Genomic DNA, 14,505 nt, shown 5'->3' with positions numbered 1-14,505 from the left:
GATGAACTTAATTTTAATGGGGCTTCCTGGTGCTGGTAAAGGTACACAAGCCGAACAGATTGTTGCCAAGTATAACATCCCTCACATCTCAACAGGAGATATGTTCCGTGCAGCTATGAAGGCTGAAACTGAACTTGGTTTACAAGCAAAGTCCTTTATTGATAAAGGTGCGCTTGTTCCAGATGAAGTTACAATCGGAATTGTTCGTGAACGTTTAAGTCAAGAAGACTGTGTAAAAGGCTTCTTACTAGATGGTTTCCCACGAACAGTTGCACAGGCATCTGCACTTGAAGAGATTATGAAAGATCTTGGCAAAAAAATCGACTATGTTTTAAACATTAATGTGGATTCAGGATTGCTATTAAAACGTCTTACAGGCCGTCGTATTTGTAAAGAGTGCGGTGCGACTTACCACTTAGAATTCAATCCGCCAGCAAAAGCTGACGTGTGCGATAAATGTGGTGGCGAATTATATCAACGCTCTGATGACAATGAAGAAACTGTAGCGAATCGTTTAGAGGTAAATATTAAGCAAACAAAACCTTTGCTTGATTTCTATGAAGAGCTTGGTTACTTACAAAGCATTAATGGTGAGCAAGATATCAATAAGGTATTTGCTGATATTGATGTTCTCATTGGAGACTTAGCGTAATGATCATTTGCAAAACTCCTCGCGAGATAGAAATCATGCGAGAAGCTGGCAAGATCGTTGCTTTAACTCATCAAGAGTTGAAAAAGCATATTACTCCAGGAATTACAACGAAAGAGCTCGATCAAATAGCGGAAAAGACGATTCGAAAATATGGTGCTACGCCATCTTTTAAAGGATACAACGGATTTCCGGGAAGCATCTGTGCTTCTGTAAATGAAGAGCTTGTACATGGGATTCCAGGTAAGCGCAAGCTCCAAGAAGGTGATATCATCAGTATCGATATTGGTGCGAAATACAATGGGTACCATGGAGATTCTGCGTGGACGTATCCAGTAGGAAACATTTCTGAATCTGTTCAAAAGCTACTTGATGTCACAGAAAAATCGTTGTATCTTGGTCTAGAACAAATAAAACCAGGCGTGAGATTATCAAATGTTTCACATGCAGTTCAAACGTATGCTGAAGATAATGGATTCTCGATCGTTAGGGAGTATGTTGGTCACGGAATCGGGCAAGACTTACATGAGGACCCTCAGATCCCGCACTACGGTCCACCAAATAAAGGTCCTAGATTAAAGCCGGGAATGGTCATCTGTGTCGAACCGATGGTGAACCAAGGAAGACGATATGTAAAAACACTATCTGATGACTGGACAGTGGTAACGGTAGATGGTAAATGGTGTGCACATTTTGAGCACACGATTGCTCTTACAGAAGCAGGATACGAAATCCTTACCACTTTATAAGTAGCTGGCTCTCCGGGATTTCAGAGCAGTGTAAAATGTTACTGATTTGAAGAAGGGAGAACTATTGAATGGCTAAAGATGATGTAATTGAAGTCGAAGGTACCGTTCTTGAAACGTTGCCAAATGCTATGTTCAAAGTAGAATTAGAGAATGGGCATGTCGTATTGGCTCACGTTTCTGGTAAAATCCGTATGAACTTCATTCGGATTTTACCAGGAGACAAAGTTACGGTAGAATTATCTCCGTACGATTTAAATCGTGGTCGTATTACGTACCGTTTTAAATAATATAGCACTCCGTAATCTTTAAGGAGGTTCGAGACATGAAAGTAAGACCGTCAGTTAAACCAATCTGCGAAAAATGTAAAGTTATTCGTAGACGTGGAAAAGTAATGGTTATTTGTGAAAACCCTAAACATAAACAAAAACAAGGTTAATCAGAAGGAGGTGCATTCGGAATGGCACGTATCGCAGGTGTAGATATTCCTCGTGACAAGCGCGTTGTTATTTCTTTAACTTACGTATTCGGCATTGGTCGCACAACTGCTGAAAAAATTCTTGCTGAAGCTGGTGTTTCTGAAGAAACACGAGTTCGTGATTTAACGGAAGACGAATTAGGACGTATCCGTGACATCGTAGACCGCGTTAAAGTTGAGGGAGACCTTCGTCGTGAAGTTTCTCTTAACATTAAACGTCTAATGGAGATCGGTTCTTACCGTGGTCTTCGTCACCGTCGTGGTTTACCAGTTCGTGGTCAAAATTCTAAAAATAATGCTCGTACGCGTAAAGGTCCACGTCGTACAGTAGCAAATAAAAAGAAATAATAAGTAAAGGAGGTTGAACTAACAATGGCACGTAAAACAAACACTCGTAAAAAACGTGTGAAAAAGAATATTGAAGCTGGTATTGCTCATATTCGTTCTACTTTCAACAACACAATCGTAACACTTACAGATACTCACGGTAACGCACTTTCTTGGTCTAGTGCTGGTGCACTTGGTTTCCGTGGATCTCGTAAATCTACTCCATTCGCTGCGCAAATGGCTGCTGAAACTGCTGCTAAAGTTGCAATGGAGCATGGTTTAAAAACTTTAGAGGTTACTGTAAAAGGTCCTGGTGCTGGTCGTGAAGCTGCAATTCGTGCTCTTCAAGCTGCAGGTCTAGAAGTAACAGCAATCAGAGATGTTACTCCAGTTCCTCATAATGGATGTCGTCCGCCAAAACGTCGTCGTGTTTAATTTTTCTGTATAGAATTTTCCCTTTTGTCTATAATGGATATGATGCATTATCGAGAAATTTCGTACAGAAACATCGCTTGTTGTGCACAATCGGGAACTGCCTAAGGGGGACTTTCGGTTAGACAGAGGTTTTTTCCTTTGTTTAGCCGAGGTTTCGACGTTTTGAAGGAGGGTTTAGTTAATGATTGAAATTGAAAAACCGAAAATCGAAACGGTTGAACTTAACGAAGATGCTAAATATGGTAAATTCGTGATTGAACCGCTTGAGCGTGGATATGGTACTACTTTGGGTAACTCCTTACGTCGTATTCTTTTATCCTCACTCCCTGGTGCCGCTGTAACTGCTATCCAAATTGATGGCGTATTACACGAATTTTCAACAGTTGAGGGCGTAGTAGAGGACGTTACGACGATCATCTTAAACTTGAAAAAGTTAGCTCTTAAAATCTACTCTGAAGAAGAGAAGACGTTGGAAATCGATGTACAGGGCGAAGGTATTGTCACAGCTGCTGATATTACTCACGATAGTGATGTTGAAATCTTAAATCCAGATTTATACATTGCGACGTTAGCAAAAGATGCGCATTTCCGCGTGCGTTTAACTGCAAAGCGTGGCCGTGGGTATACGCCAGCTGATGCAAATAAAAGCGAAGATCAACCAATAGGAGTTATTCCTATTGATTCTATTTATACTCCAGTATCACGTGTGACTTACCAAGTGGAAAAGACACGTGTCGGACAAGTGGCAAATTATGATAAGCTTACGCTTGATGTATGGACGGATGGAAGCATCGGGCCAAAAGAAGCTATCTCTTTAGGTGCCAAAATCTTAACTGAGCATTTAAATATCTTCGTTGGTTTAACTGATGAAGCACAAAATGCTGAGATTATGGTCGAGAAGGAAGAAGATCAAAAAGAAAAAGTTCTAGAAATGACTATTGAAGAACTTGATCTTTCTGTTCGTTCTTATAATTGCTTAAAACGTGCAGGAATTAATACTGTACAAGAGCTTGCGAACAAAACAGAAGAAGATATGATGAAAGTTCGTAACTTAGGACGTAAATCCTTAGAAGAAGTTAAGCATAAGCTTGAGGAATTAGGTTTAGGCTTACGTAAAGACGACTGAGGATTTAATCTCATCAACAAAGGAGGGAACTACGAATGGCATACAGAAAATTAGGCCGTACAAGTGCGCAACGTAAAGCTATGTTACGTGACTTAGCTACAGATTTAATTATCAACGAGCGCATCCAAACGACAGAAACTCGTGCAAAAGAACTTCGTTCTGTAGTGGAAAAAATGATCACTTTAGGTAAACGCGGAGATCTTCATGCTCGCCGTCAAGCTGCATCTTTCATCCGCAATGAAGTTGCTAATGCTGAGACTGGTCAAGATGCACTTCAAAAATTATTCGCTGATGTAGCTCCACGCTATGCTGAGCGTCAAGGCGGATACACTCGTATTGCAAAAATTGGTCCACGTCGCGGAGACGCAGCACCAATGGTAATTATCGAGTTAGTATAATGATAATTAAAAGGGCAGGACAGTTCTTTTCAAGTAACTGGTCGTGGCCCTTTTTTTTTAAATATAGAAAATAGGCTAACTTGATGAAGTAATGAGAGAGGGTGCCTTGCATTGAAAAAAGAGAAACTTCGCACGCAAAATATATCATTTCAATATCCCGGGGCAACTTCTTATGCGCTAAAAGACGTATCATTCTCTTTATATGAGGGAGAATGGGTTTCTGTAATTGGACAAAATGGTTCAGGAAAGTCTACACTTGCAAAATTATTAAATGGTTTATTTTTACCGGAATCAGGCACGATTGTTGTAAATGATACAATGACTTTATCTGAAGAAACGGTATGGGATATTCGAAAGCAAATAGGTATGGTATTTCAAAATCCAGATAATCAATTTGTCGGGACCACAGTGCAGGATGATGTTGTATTTGGTCTTGAAAATATCGGGATGCCTCGGGAACAGATGGTAGAACGGATGAATCAAGCGCTGCAGATGGTCCGAATGGAAGAGTTTCTTAATGAAGAGCCTCATTCGTTATCTGGTGGACAAAAGCAACGTGTTGCAATTGCAGGTGTGCTAGCATTGCAACCATCTATTTTAATATTGGATGAAGCAACATCGATGTTAGATCCACAAGGACGACGTGAAGTAATTGAAACGGTGAGGAAGCTTGTGGATACAAAAGGTATTACCGTGTTATCGATTACGCATGATTTGGAAGAAGCTGCACAGTCAGACCGTGTTATCATTTTGAATCAGGGAGAAATATTAGAGGTAGGTACGCCAGAGCAAATTTTCAAGTCCTCTCATATGCTTAGGGAAATCGGATTAGATGTACCATTCTCAGTGAAAATAGCAGAATTATTAAAAAGAAATGAAATTCCACTGCAAAATACGCATCTTACAATGGAAAGCTTGGTGAACGAACTTTGGAGATTACATTCCAAACAGTAGAGCATCGTTATCAATATAAAACTCCATTTGAAAGACGCGCGCTTTATGATGTAAACGTGTCGTTTCCAAGTGGGGGGTATTATGCCATTATCGGTCATACTGGTTCCGGCAAATCGACGATGATTCAACATTTAAATGGTTTATTGCAGCCGACAAATGGCACGGTCCAAATTGGGGAGCATTTGATTTCCTCACAAAAGAAAGAAAAGAAATTAAAGCCGCTACGAAAAAAAGTAGGGGTTGTCTTTCAATTTCCAGAGCATCAGTTATTTGAAGAAACAGTTGAGAAAGATATTTGTTTTGGACCCTCAAATTTCGGAGTATCGGAAGAAGAGGCAAGACAAAAGGCGAGGGATGCAATTGAGATTGTAGGATTGGATCCAGAGCTATTAGCGCGTTCGCCGTTTGAGTTAAGTGGTGGACAAATGAGACGTGTTGCAATAGCAGGCGTACTTGCGATGGAACCGGAAGTGCTTGTATTAGATGAACCCACAGCAGGGCTTGATCCTAAAGGACAGCATGAGCTTATGGAGATGTTTTATAAGCTTCATAAGGAACAGGGGCTTACAGTAATCCTTGTTACCCATAACATGGAGGATGCTGCTAAATATGCGGATCAAATTGTGGTTATGCATAAAGGAACGGTCTTTTTGCAAGGAACAGCAGAGGAAGTATTTTTACATGCAGATGAGTTAGAACAAATCGGCGTGGATCTTCCAATGTCTTTAAAGTATAAACGTGCAATTGAAGAGAAGTTTGGTATTTCGATTCCGAAGGCTACCTTATCTTTAGAGGATCTTACTCATGAAGTTGTACAGGTGTTACGAAAAGGTGGTCATGAATCATGCAGCAGTTGATTATTGGGAGATATATTCCAGGTAGGTCACTCATTCATCAACTTGATCCACGTGCGAAGCTGTTGATTGTCTTTTTATATGTATTTGTTGTCTTTTTAGCAAATAATGCGATTTCATATGGACTTTTATTTTTATATGCACTCATTGCTTTATTTTTTGCAAAAGTGCCGATTCGTTATGTACTTTCGGGCTTAAAACCAATCTTATGGATTTTTCTGTTTACCTTTTTTCTGCATATTTTTACAAATAAAGAAGGGGATGTACTGCTTGAGCTTGGTTGGTTTTCGATACATGAAAAGGGATTAGAGCAAGGGATATATATTTCTATACGCTTCTTTGTCATTATTTTAATGACGACATTATTAACGTTAACAACAACACCAATTGAAATTACTGATGGTATGGAAACATTGTTAAAGCCATTAAAGCGTATAAAGGTTCCTGTTCATGAAATTGCATTGATGATGTCTATTTCTCTTCGTTTTATTCCAACATTAATGGATGAGACGAGTAAAATTATGAAAGCACAAGCATCCCGTGGTATTGATTTTTCTGGTGGGCCGATAAAGGATCGATTAAAGGCGGTTATTTCTTTGCTTGTACCGCTTTTTATTAGTGCTTTTAAGCGTGCTGAGGACTTAGCGATTGCAATGGAAGCGCGTGGGTATCAAAGTGGTGAAGGACGTTCTAAATTTAGGCAGCTACGCTGGAAAACAAGCGATACGTTAACGATAGTAAGTTTACTTTGTTTAGCATGTATTCTAGCATGGGTGCGATCGTAATGGAGAATAGAGAAATGGAAAGAATAAAATGTACAGTTGCATATGATGGCATCAATTTTTGCGGTTATCAAATTCAACCGCAGCATCGTACTGTTCAACAAGAAATAGAGAAAGCTCTGCAAAAGTTGCATAAAGGAGAGCTTGTTCGTGTTCAGGCATCAGGACGAACAGATTCTACTGTTCATGCAAGAGGACAGGTTATTCATTTTGACACACCGTTGTCTCTTGAAGAATGGCAATGGATGAATGCCTTAAATACGATGCTGCCAGACGATATAGTTGTCAGGCAAGTAGAGAAAAAAACAGAAGATTTTCATGCACGCTATGGTGTTGAGAGAAAAGAATATCGCTACCGTGTATTATTATCTAAAAATGCTGATGTATTCCGTAGAAATTACGTATACCAGTATCCATATCCACTTGAGATAGAATCTATAAGAAAAGCAATTCCTTATTTTATTGGAACACATGATTTCACTTCGTTTTGTTCGACAAAAACTGACAAAAAGGATAAAGTGCGAACAATTTATGAAATAGATTTAATGGAACAAGATGATGAGTTAATTTTTCGTTTTGTAGGTAATGGATTTTTATATAATATGGTTCGAATTATTGTTGGTACACTACTTAGCATAGGACAAGGAAAGATGGTTCCTGACAGCATTCCAGAGATTTTAAAAAAACAAGATCGTCGTTTTGCAGGGAAGATGGTGCCAGGGCATGGGCTTTATTTATGGCAGGTAAACTATAACAACTAATCCTGGTGTAACATTTGCTTGACATTAGAAACTCAAAAGGATATCATAACATATGGTATTGTTTCTAAAACCACGATTAGCCCCGGAAGGAAATCGTGTTTAAGATAAACAATAGATTTTTTCTATGGAAAAGATAACGAGGAGGGAAACACATGCGTACGACTTTTATGGCAAAAGCTAACGAAGTTGAGCGTAAATGGTATGTGGTTGACGCTGAAGGTCAAACTTTAGGTCGCCTTGCTAGTGAAGTAGCATCCATTTTACGTGGTAAAAACAAACCAACATTTACACCACACGTTGACACGGGTGATCATGTAATTATTATTAACGCTGAGAAAATTCATTTAACAGGTAATAAATTAAACGATAAAATTTACTACCGTCACACTAACCACCCAGGTGGACTTAAACAAAGAACAGCTCTAGAAATGCGTACAAACTATCCTGTACAAATGTTAGAGCTTGCAATTAAAGGCATGCTTCCAAAAGGACGTTTAGGACGTCAAGTGTCTAAAAAATTAAATGTGTATGCTGGAGCTGAGCATCCACACCAAGCACAAAAACCAGAAGTTTACGAACTTCGCGGATAATTAATTAAAGGAGGGCTTACATTGGCACAGGTACAATACTATGGTACTGGACGTCGTAAGAGTTCAGTAGCACGCGTACGCCTAGTTCCAGGCGAAGGACGCGTTATCATTAACGGTCGTGATTTTGAAAACTATATCCCATTTGCTGCATTACGTGAAGTAGTGAAACAACCTCTAGTTGCAACAGAAACTTTAGGTAACTACGATGTACTTGTAAACGTAAATGGTGGTGGATACACTGGTCAAGCTGGTGCTATTCGTCACGGTATCTCTCGCGCTTTATTAAAAGCTGACCCAGAATACCGTCTAACATTAAAACGTGCAGGTCTATTAACTCGTGACGCACGTATGAAAGAGCGTAAAAAATACGGTCTTAAAGGCGCACGTCGTGCACCTCAGTTCTCAAAACGTTAATTTTTGCGAACTTCAAACCCCAGTCTATTGGCTGGGGTTTTTTATTATTTCAACCAGTAAGACCCGCTCCTCTAAACGAAGTGAAGGTGGGGGGAGTTCAATATGCCTAATGGAACTATATAAAGTGAAACTTCCACCCATCGTGAGCTTACGGGATAAATTTATTTTAATTTTTCACAATATAAATCACTGCTATGAAGAACAAAAGGTAACCTGCACTCGTATGTTCTTTTTGTTTAAACTTGGTTGGCAGGGGGCAGAGAAAGATTTTATATTGTTTTTTATTTATATAATTATCCTCAATTATTTTTAGTCCCCTTATTATTGCTTGGAATATTTTAGTGCTGCCTTCTTACGTATGCTTCATCTTTAGAAGTTTAGACTAATACGTATTAGGGAGGTTTATAAGTGCTATGAATGTCATTGTTAGCTTACAAGAAAAACAAAAAGAAAAGCAGTTGAAATATGAACGGAAGATGCTTCGCGAACTATCATTAAAAACATTAAGATCTAATATTCGTGATGCCTTCGATATGAAAGAGCTGCACAGACAGTACGAGGATTATTGTATTGAACTTGGAATTGAATCGTACTTATTAGGAGCAAGATATAGCAAATTTGGCTATTATGGTGAATCTTTTTTTGATGTGAAATATAGAGCTTTAGAAGAGGAGCAGCAATTAACAGAAATGTTGTTTCAATTTTTAACAAGCATGACCATGCGGGAGATAGAATCAAACGATAAGGAGTTGCTGTATGAGTCCTGTGAACAGTTTATTAGTTCATGGTGGCGCGAAGGATATGAAAAGGGTGAAAGAAGATATCGTTTAAAGCTGCATTAAGAGAAGCATAAACTTTCCTCTTGTCCCATATAAGTAATTAGAGGGACTAGCTGGAGGAGGAAAGGTATGAAGAGAATTCGAATTATCTCTTTTATGCTTGCTGCGGTTGTACTGTTTTTCTTGGTAAAACAAGAATTTCAAATTGCAAAATCGTGGAGAGCTTGGAATTTACCCTTATCTGGAAAAGTAATTGTACTAGATGCCGGACATGGTGGACCAGATGGAGGGGCGGTTGGTGGTAAGGATATTGTAGAAAAAGACATTACGCTTGAAATTACAAAAATGGTACAAGACTATTTGCAAGAACAAGGTGCTTTAGTTATTTTAACGCGAGAGGGAGATTATGATCTAGCTGATAAAGACACAAAGTCATATAGTAGGCGCAAAGCAGAAGATCTCAAAAAACGTGTAGAGATTATTAATAAGCCGGATGTAGACTTTTTTGTGAGTGTTCACTTAAATGCTTTGCCTAGCAGTAGTTCGAAGGGAGCACAAACGTTTTATTATCGGTCTTTAATTGAAAATGAGCGTGCAGCAAAGTTTATACAGGCTGAATTGCGAACTAGCCTAGAAAATACGAACCGCTCAGCTAAAACAATCTCCCGTGTTTATTTACTTAAGTATGCAAAAACACCAGGTGCTTTAGTTGAGGCTGGTTTTTTATCGAATGTAAATGAACGATATATGTTAAATTCAGAGAAGTATCAGCAAAAGGTTGCAGCTGCGATATACCGGGGAATACTACGTTATTTTACGGAAAAAGGAAATCCTCCTGAGTAAGGAGGGTTTTTTGAGTTCCTCTCGTTAACGAAGTTTTCGGAAAATATGTTATACTGGAAATGTAAACGCATTTATTTTGGAAATGAAAATAAATAAACCCAATTTATTTAACATGACTTTATTTTTCATACAGGGGGCTGGGCTGATTATGGTAACGAAAGAGCAAGTAGTGGAGGCGCTTGAAGGGATTAATGATCCATTTCTACATAAAACATTAAAAGAAACAAATGCAATTAAAGAGGTAAATATAAAGCCTGAGAAAGAGCATGTCAGTGTTAAAATTGCAATTGTAAAAACAGGGACTGCTGAACAAATGCAATTGCAGGCTACTATTGTGAAGCTTGTGAAAGAACTTGGAGCAGCAACGGTTGGTTTGCGTTTCGCTGAATTTACAGAGGAAGAGCTAGCGCAGTTTGCGCCACCGCAAGAAGAGAAAGAAAGTCAATCTTTATTATCAGAGCATTCTAAAACAACATTTTTAGCAGTTGCAAGTGGAAAAGGCGGAGTTGGTAAATCAACTGTTTCTGTAAACCTTGCGATTTCATTAGCTCGTTTAGGAAAGAAAGTTGGTATTATTGACGCTGATATATATGGCTTTAGTGTACCTGATATGATGGGAATCGAAAAACGTCCAATCGTAAGAGGCGATAAAATTATTCCAGTGGAGCGCTTAGGGGTAAAAGTAATTTCAATGGGCTTCTTTGTAGAAGACAATGCTCCTGTTATTTGGAGAGGGCCAATGCTTGGTAAAATGTTAAATCACTTTTTTACAGAGGTGGAATGGGGCGATTTAGACTATTTAGTATTAGACTTGCCGCCAGGTACAGGGGATGTGGCTTTAGATGTTCACTCAATGCTACCATCTTGTAAAGAAATTATTGTAACAACGCCTCATCCAACAGCGGCATTTGTTGCAGCTCGTGCAGGTGCTATGGCACTTCGTACTGAACATAGTATTCTTGGGGTTGTTGAAAATATGGCTTACTTCGAGAGTAAAGTAACCGGTGAGAAAGAGTATGTGTTTGGAAAAGGCGGAGGAGATAAGTTAGCCGCAGAATTACAAACAGATGTATTAGGACGAATCCCACTTCAGCAACCAGATTGGAATAAAGAAGATTTTGCGCCATCGGTATACGAGGATACACATAAAACGGGTGTCATCTATCGGACGATAGCGGAGCAAGTTATTGATAGAACATCAGTTAAACAAAAATAAATTTATGCAAGTAGAAAAATTCCCCATCCTGTATGTGGTGATGGGGAATTTCTTATGTGCAAGGAGTTGTTTTATTTTTGTTCTTTGCTTCCGCCTTTTGAACCGCCTTCTCCGCCAGATTCTTTTTTTTCAGAGCCGCCGCTCTTTTCGGCTTTTTCAATACCTTTGCTAATGATATCAATTATCTTAGTTTGGAAGAGTGGACTTTCAGCGGACTCTGTTAATACTTGTTGTAAATATTGACGATACTCTTTGCTTTTCATTGTTTGTAGCATCATCTTCTCTACTTCGGGATTTTTCATGATTTCTATAACGCCTGCTTGATATTCAGGGTCTTTTAATAGAGTTTTCATTAAGGCTGTTTGTTCTTTACTGATACTTTTTGCGAATTTCGCTGAAAACTCTGGGTCTTTAAATAGTTTTTCCCAAAGCTGCTGCCCTTTTTCGGATACCATCGCATCTTCAATCGTTTTTTTGACCACAGTTTCATCCAATATAAGTGCTTGTTTCATTTTCTCATCTGTTAATACATCTTGAATTGCTTTTTTTCCTTGATCGGTTTTTAAAATATCGACAATCATTTTTTTTGTTTGATCGTAATCTAATTCAGATTTCGCTTCTTTTCCTTGTGCACATGCGACAAGTACAGTAAAAAGAAGTGAAGAAACTAAAACGAGCAGCATCCGTTTCATTAGCTGGAGCTCCTTTCAACACAGTTCTCTTTTTTAATATAAATATCTTAGAGGAATTTATACATGTTCATGGCTAGCTTTTTGAAATTGTCATTGATACAATTTAAGTAGAAATATATCAATAATGGGGGATGTGTTGTGAATAGCCGAAAATGGGTACGACTATTTTTAACGACGTTGCTACTTGGGGGGATTAGTACAATCCTTATTGGTTTTATTTTAGGATGGGACAAGTACGCTAAATTTTTTCAAAATTTCGACGGTAAAGAGATTCTAATGATTTCTTTTTGGTTACTTGGCGTTGGTTTTATTTTTAGCGTAATTAGTCAAATGGGCTTTTTTGCGTATTTAACAGTTCATCGTTTTGGACTAGGAATGTTCCGATCGTCTGCTCTTTGGAACGCAGTTCAGCTCTTTTTCATTGCATTTGTACTTTTTGATTTTGTTTATTTAAGATCGGTACTCGTTGCAAATGGAGATGTTTCGTTTGGGAATAATATTCTTGTAGCAGGAATGTTGTTTTTATTTGGAGCACTTGTAGCCTATATAAAGAGTAAAGAGACGAATAAAAAAGCGTTTATACCGGCTTTATTCTTTATGGTCGTCGTAACAATCCTTGAATGGGTACCGGCGCTTCGGATTAATGATACTGATTGGTTATATTTGATGGTTATACCACTTTTATTGTGTAATGCATATCAGTTACTCATATTACATCGTTTAATAGGACAAAGAAGTAAGTCAGTTAGTTAACAATATACGAGTGAAAAAGGATACAGCACCTTTCGTATGGGGTGCTGTATCCTTTTTAGTATGGGGGATTTTTATCCTGCTATTTGCGGACAGTAACACTTCCACCTCAAAATTCAGCGGAATTAAAGAGGTTAGGTGCAAGATGAACGGTCCATAAAAGCCCGATTGGTGAGGGCTAATAATCAGCGGGGAGAATTCCCACTGATTAAATTTTCACTTTATGTCATTACTTCTTGCGCTTGTGTTAGAAATAAGCTGTGATACAGATACTTGCTCATAGCCATCGCTTTTTAATTTCTGCAGGAGCAGCGGTAGAGATTTATTTGTTTGAAGTGCCGAATCGGAAGCGTGTAATAAAACGATGTCTCCACCTCGTAGATTGTTAGCAACTGTTGATACAATTTTATTTACACCAGGGTTTTTCCAGTCGTTTGAATTATTACTCCAGTGTACAACAGTATATCCAAGAGACTCTGCTACTTTGAGAACTGTTTTATTAAATTCCCCACTAGGAGGCCGCAAGAGCTTGACTTGTTTTATGCCAAGCTTTGTAAACACATCTTGCGAACGTAAAAGGTCTCTTCGCATTTCGTTCGCCTCCAAAGAAGTATAAGATGTATAGTTATATCCCATACTGCCAATTTCGTGACCATCCTGTATAATCCGTTCGACAATATCGGGGTGTCTTTCTGCCCATGCTGCAGAAAGGAAGAAAGTCGCATTTTTAATTTCTCTTTCTTTTAAAGTATCAAGAATAGGAACTGCTTTTTTATCTCCCCAGCTAATATCGAATGTTAACGCAACTTGTTTTTTTGCGGTATCGCCTTTGTAAATGACTTTTGGACCAGTTGCAGTTGAAAAAGCCGATTGATGAGAATATGTCTTAAAAAAAAGAAGCCATGCTGTAAACAAGGACAGTATAATAATTAAACTAATGTGCTTAAATTTACGTTTACTTGTTATAAAAAAGAAAAACATAATACTCCGCCCCTTTGTCCAATCCTTTTCAGTTACTTATATGCTCAAAAAGTTGAAAAGAGAACTGAACGATTAATATCGTAGGAAATGGATATAATGGACAATATAGTATGAATTGTAATTTTGGTGGTGATGCATTCGTCATTAGAGTTGATGAATATATTACGTTATTTTATATATATGTTTTGATTTTCTAACATATAAGTCGCTGCTAGGAAGAACAAAGGGTGATTTGCACTCGTTTCTCTCTTTGTTTTAATTTGGCATAGGGCGCGGAAAGAGGGTCTGATCGCTCCTATGCATGACCGGATGTTCTCTCCCACCCTAAAGATTAGAGTTTATGTGGGTTTTTTAATTTGTATTTATATAGGCATATGAGTAATTGTTGAGGTGATAGTTTGCTTGGGATTATGATTACAAAAGAAGAACAGAAAGAAATAGAATATGTATTGAAGAGAGAGCTGGATGAGCTTTTATTTGATTTTGCAGACGAGCGAATACATGATGTCGTAAAAAAGACAATGGAAGAACGATATAAAATTCTCTTTTGTTTATTTAGAAGAGTAGCAAATGCAGAAGAATGCATCCGTTATGTAAGAAAAAGAATTTTTTATTAAAAAGTGTTGACTCAAGTAGTTAATATATGATAAATTAATAACCGTCGCTGATGCAGAACAGCAGAAAGCGAAAAAAGAAATTAAAAAACTTAGTTGACATCGAAAAACGAAGA

Annotated in this window: 21 protein-coding genes; 19 read left to right on the top strand and 2 right to left on the bottom strand. The window is 38.2% G+C overall.

The window, feature by feature from the left end:
• The first annotated feature begins 1 nt into the window (after position 1).
• The 17 genes from BPMYX0001_RS00490 to BPMYX0001_RS00405 all read left to right on the top strand — a co-directional run bounded on the left by BPMYX0001_RS00490 (position 2) and on the right by BPMYX0001_RS00405 (position 11,352).
• A complete protein-coding gene (locus BPMYX0001_RS00490) occupies positions 2-652 on the top strand; it encodes an adenylate kinase (RefSeq protein WP_003194378.1) in 651 nt (216 codons plus the stop codon).
• The gene (map, locus tag BPMYX0001_RS00485; protein ID WP_018767342.1) at positions 652-1,398 is read left to right on the top strand and encodes a type I methionyl aminopeptidase; all 747 of its coding nucleotides are present in this window, start codon (positions 652-654) and stop codon (positions 1,396-1,398) included. Before BPMYX0001_RS00490 ends, map begins: the two co-directional genes overlap by 1 nt.
• Before the next feature lie 68 nt (positions 1,399-1,466).
• Positions 1,467-1,685, top strand: a complete 219-nt coding sequence (gene infA / locus BPMYX0001_RS00480; protein ID WP_001029884.1) for a translation initiation factor IF-1 — start codon at positions 1,467-1,469, stop codon at positions 1,683-1,685.
• A 35-nt stretch (positions 1,686-1,720) separates the two neighbouring features.
• Positions 1,721-1,834, top strand: a complete 114-nt coding sequence (gene rpmJ / locus BPMYX0001_RS00475; protein WP_000868344.1) for a 50S ribosomal protein L36 — start codon at positions 1,721-1,723, stop codon at positions 1,832-1,834.
• Positions 1,835-1,855: 21 nt separating this feature from the next.
• Positions 1,856-2,221, top strand: coding sequence for a 30S ribosomal protein S13 (rpsM, locus tag BPMYX0001_RS00470; RefSeq protein ID WP_003194382.1), 366 nt, complete (start codon positions 1,856-1,858; stop codon positions 2,219-2,221).
• Positions 2,222-2,245: 24 nt separating this feature from the next.
• On the top strand, positions 2,246-2,635 hold the full coding sequence (rpsK, locus tag BPMYX0001_RS00465; protein ID WP_003194384.1) for a 30S ribosomal protein S11: 390 nt from the start codon (positions 2,246-2,248) through the stop codon (positions 2,633-2,635).
• A gap of 181 nt (positions 2,636-2,816) precedes the next feature.
• Positions 2,817-3,761, top strand: coding sequence for a DNA-directed RNA polymerase subunit alpha (locus tag BPMYX0001_RS00460; protein WP_000569645.1), 945 nt, complete (start codon positions 2,817-2,819; stop codon positions 3,759-3,761).
• Positions 3,762-3,796: 35 nt separating this feature from the next.
• On the top strand, positions 3,797-4,159 hold the full coding sequence (rplQ, locus tag BPMYX0001_RS00455; RefSeq protein WP_000331491.1) for a 50S ribosomal protein L17: 363 nt from the start codon (positions 3,797-3,799) through the stop codon (positions 4,157-4,159).
• A gap of 111 nt (positions 4,160-4,270) precedes the next feature.
• A complete protein-coding gene (locus tag BPMYX0001_RS00450; RefSeq protein WP_003194387.1) occupies positions 4,271-5,113 on the top strand; it encodes an energy-coupling factor ABC transporter ATP-binding protein in 843 nt (280 codons plus the stop codon).
• Positions 5,089-5,970 (top strand): energy-coupling factor ABC transporter ATP-binding protein, encoded by an 882-nt coding sequence (locus BPMYX0001_RS00445; RefSeq protein ID WP_018767976.1) that lies wholly within the window; start codon positions 5,089-5,091, stop codon positions 5,968-5,970. Before BPMYX0001_RS00450 ends, BPMYX0001_RS00445 begins: the two co-directional genes overlap by 25 nt.
• Positions 5,958-6,752: an energy-coupling factor transporter transmembrane component T family protein gene (locus tag BPMYX0001_RS00440; RefSeq protein ID WP_018783616.1), complete on the top strand. Its 795-nt coding sequence runs from the start codon at positions 5,958-5,960 to the stop codon at positions 6,750-6,752. Before BPMYX0001_RS00445 ends, BPMYX0001_RS00440 begins: the two co-directional genes overlap by 13 nt.
• Positions 6,753-6,766: 14 nt before the next feature.
• The gene (gene truA / locus BPMYX0001_RS00435) at positions 6,767-7,510 is read left to right on the top strand and encodes a tRNA pseudouridine(38-40) synthase TruA (RefSeq protein ID WP_033796960.1); all 744 of its coding nucleotides are present in this window, start codon (positions 6,767-6,769) and stop codon (positions 7,508-7,510) included.
• Positions 7,511-7,662: 152 nt separating this feature from the next.
• Entirely contained in the window at positions 7,663-8,100 is a 438-nt protein-coding gene (gene rplM / locus BPMYX0001_RS00430) for a 50S ribosomal protein L13 (protein WP_001260793.1), read from the top strand.
• A gap of 21 nt (positions 8,101-8,121) precedes the next feature.
• Positions 8,122-8,514, top strand: coding sequence for a 30S ribosomal protein S9 (gene rpsI, locus BPMYX0001_RS00425; protein WP_000079986.1), 393 nt, complete (start codon positions 8,122-8,124; stop codon positions 8,512-8,514).
• Positions 8,515-8,927: 413 nt separating this feature from the next.
• A complete protein-coding gene (locus tag BPMYX0001_RS00415; protein WP_003194397.1) occupies positions 8,928-9,356 on the top strand; it encodes a DUF2521 family protein in 429 nt (142 codons plus the stop codon).
• Positions 9,357-9,422: 66 nt separating this feature from the next.
• Positions 9,423-10,136, top strand: a complete 714-nt coding sequence (gene cwlD, locus BPMYX0001_RS00410; protein WP_018783613.1) for an N-acetylmuramoyl-L-alanine amidase CwlD — start codon at positions 9,423-9,425, stop codon at positions 10,134-10,136.
• Between the two features lie 148 nt (positions 10,137-10,284).
• Positions 10,285-11,352 (top strand): Mrp/NBP35 family ATP-binding protein, encoded by a 1,068-nt coding sequence (locus BPMYX0001_RS00405; protein WP_018783612.1) that lies wholly within the window; start codon positions 10,285-10,287, stop codon positions 11,350-11,352.
• 71 nt (positions 11,353-11,423) lie between these two features.
• On the opposite strand, the gene gerD is transcribed toward BPMYX0001_RS00405, so the two are convergent.
• The gene (gerD, locus tag BPMYX0001_RS00400; protein WP_003205520.1) at positions 11,424-12,044 is read right to left on the bottom strand and encodes a spore germination lipoprotein GerD; all 621 of its coding nucleotides are present in this window, start codon (positions 12,042-12,044) and stop codon (positions 11,424-11,426) included.
• A gap of 138 nt (positions 12,045-12,182) precedes the next feature.
• Here gerD and BPMYX0001_RS00395 point away from each other — a divergent pair, with 138 nt between their 5' ends.
• On the top strand, positions 12,183-12,797 hold the full coding sequence (locus BPMYX0001_RS00395) for a KinB-signaling pathway activation protein (protein ID WP_006093095.1): 615 nt from the start codon (positions 12,183-12,185) through the stop codon (positions 12,795-12,797).
• Between the two features lie 213 nt (positions 12,798-13,010).
• Here BPMYX0001_RS00395 and pdaB read toward each other — a convergent pair whose 3' ends face one another.
• The gene (gene pdaB / locus BPMYX0001_RS00390) at positions 13,011-13,775 is read right to left on the bottom strand and encodes a polysaccharide deacetylase family sporulation protein PdaB (protein WP_006093094.1); all 765 of its coding nucleotides are present in this window, start codon (positions 13,773-13,775) and stop codon (positions 13,011-13,013) included.
• A gap of 398 nt (positions 13,776-14,173) precedes the next feature.
• On the opposite strand from pdaB, the gene BPMYX0001_RS00385 reads away from it, so the two are divergent.
• Entirely contained in the window at positions 14,174-14,392 is a 219-nt protein-coding gene (locus tag BPMYX0001_RS00385) for a hypothetical protein (RefSeq protein ID WP_006093093.1), read from the top strand.
• Positions 14,393-14,505 lie beyond the last annotated feature (113 nt).

This window comes from Bacillus pseudomycoides DSM 12442, assembly GCF_000161455.1.
GTDB lineage: Bacteria > Bacillota > Bacilli > Bacillales > Bacillaceae_G > Bacillus_A > Bacillus_A pseudomycoides.
Note: the sequence above shows the minus strand (reverse complement) of the source record. Positions and strands in the feature narration are given on the sequence as shown.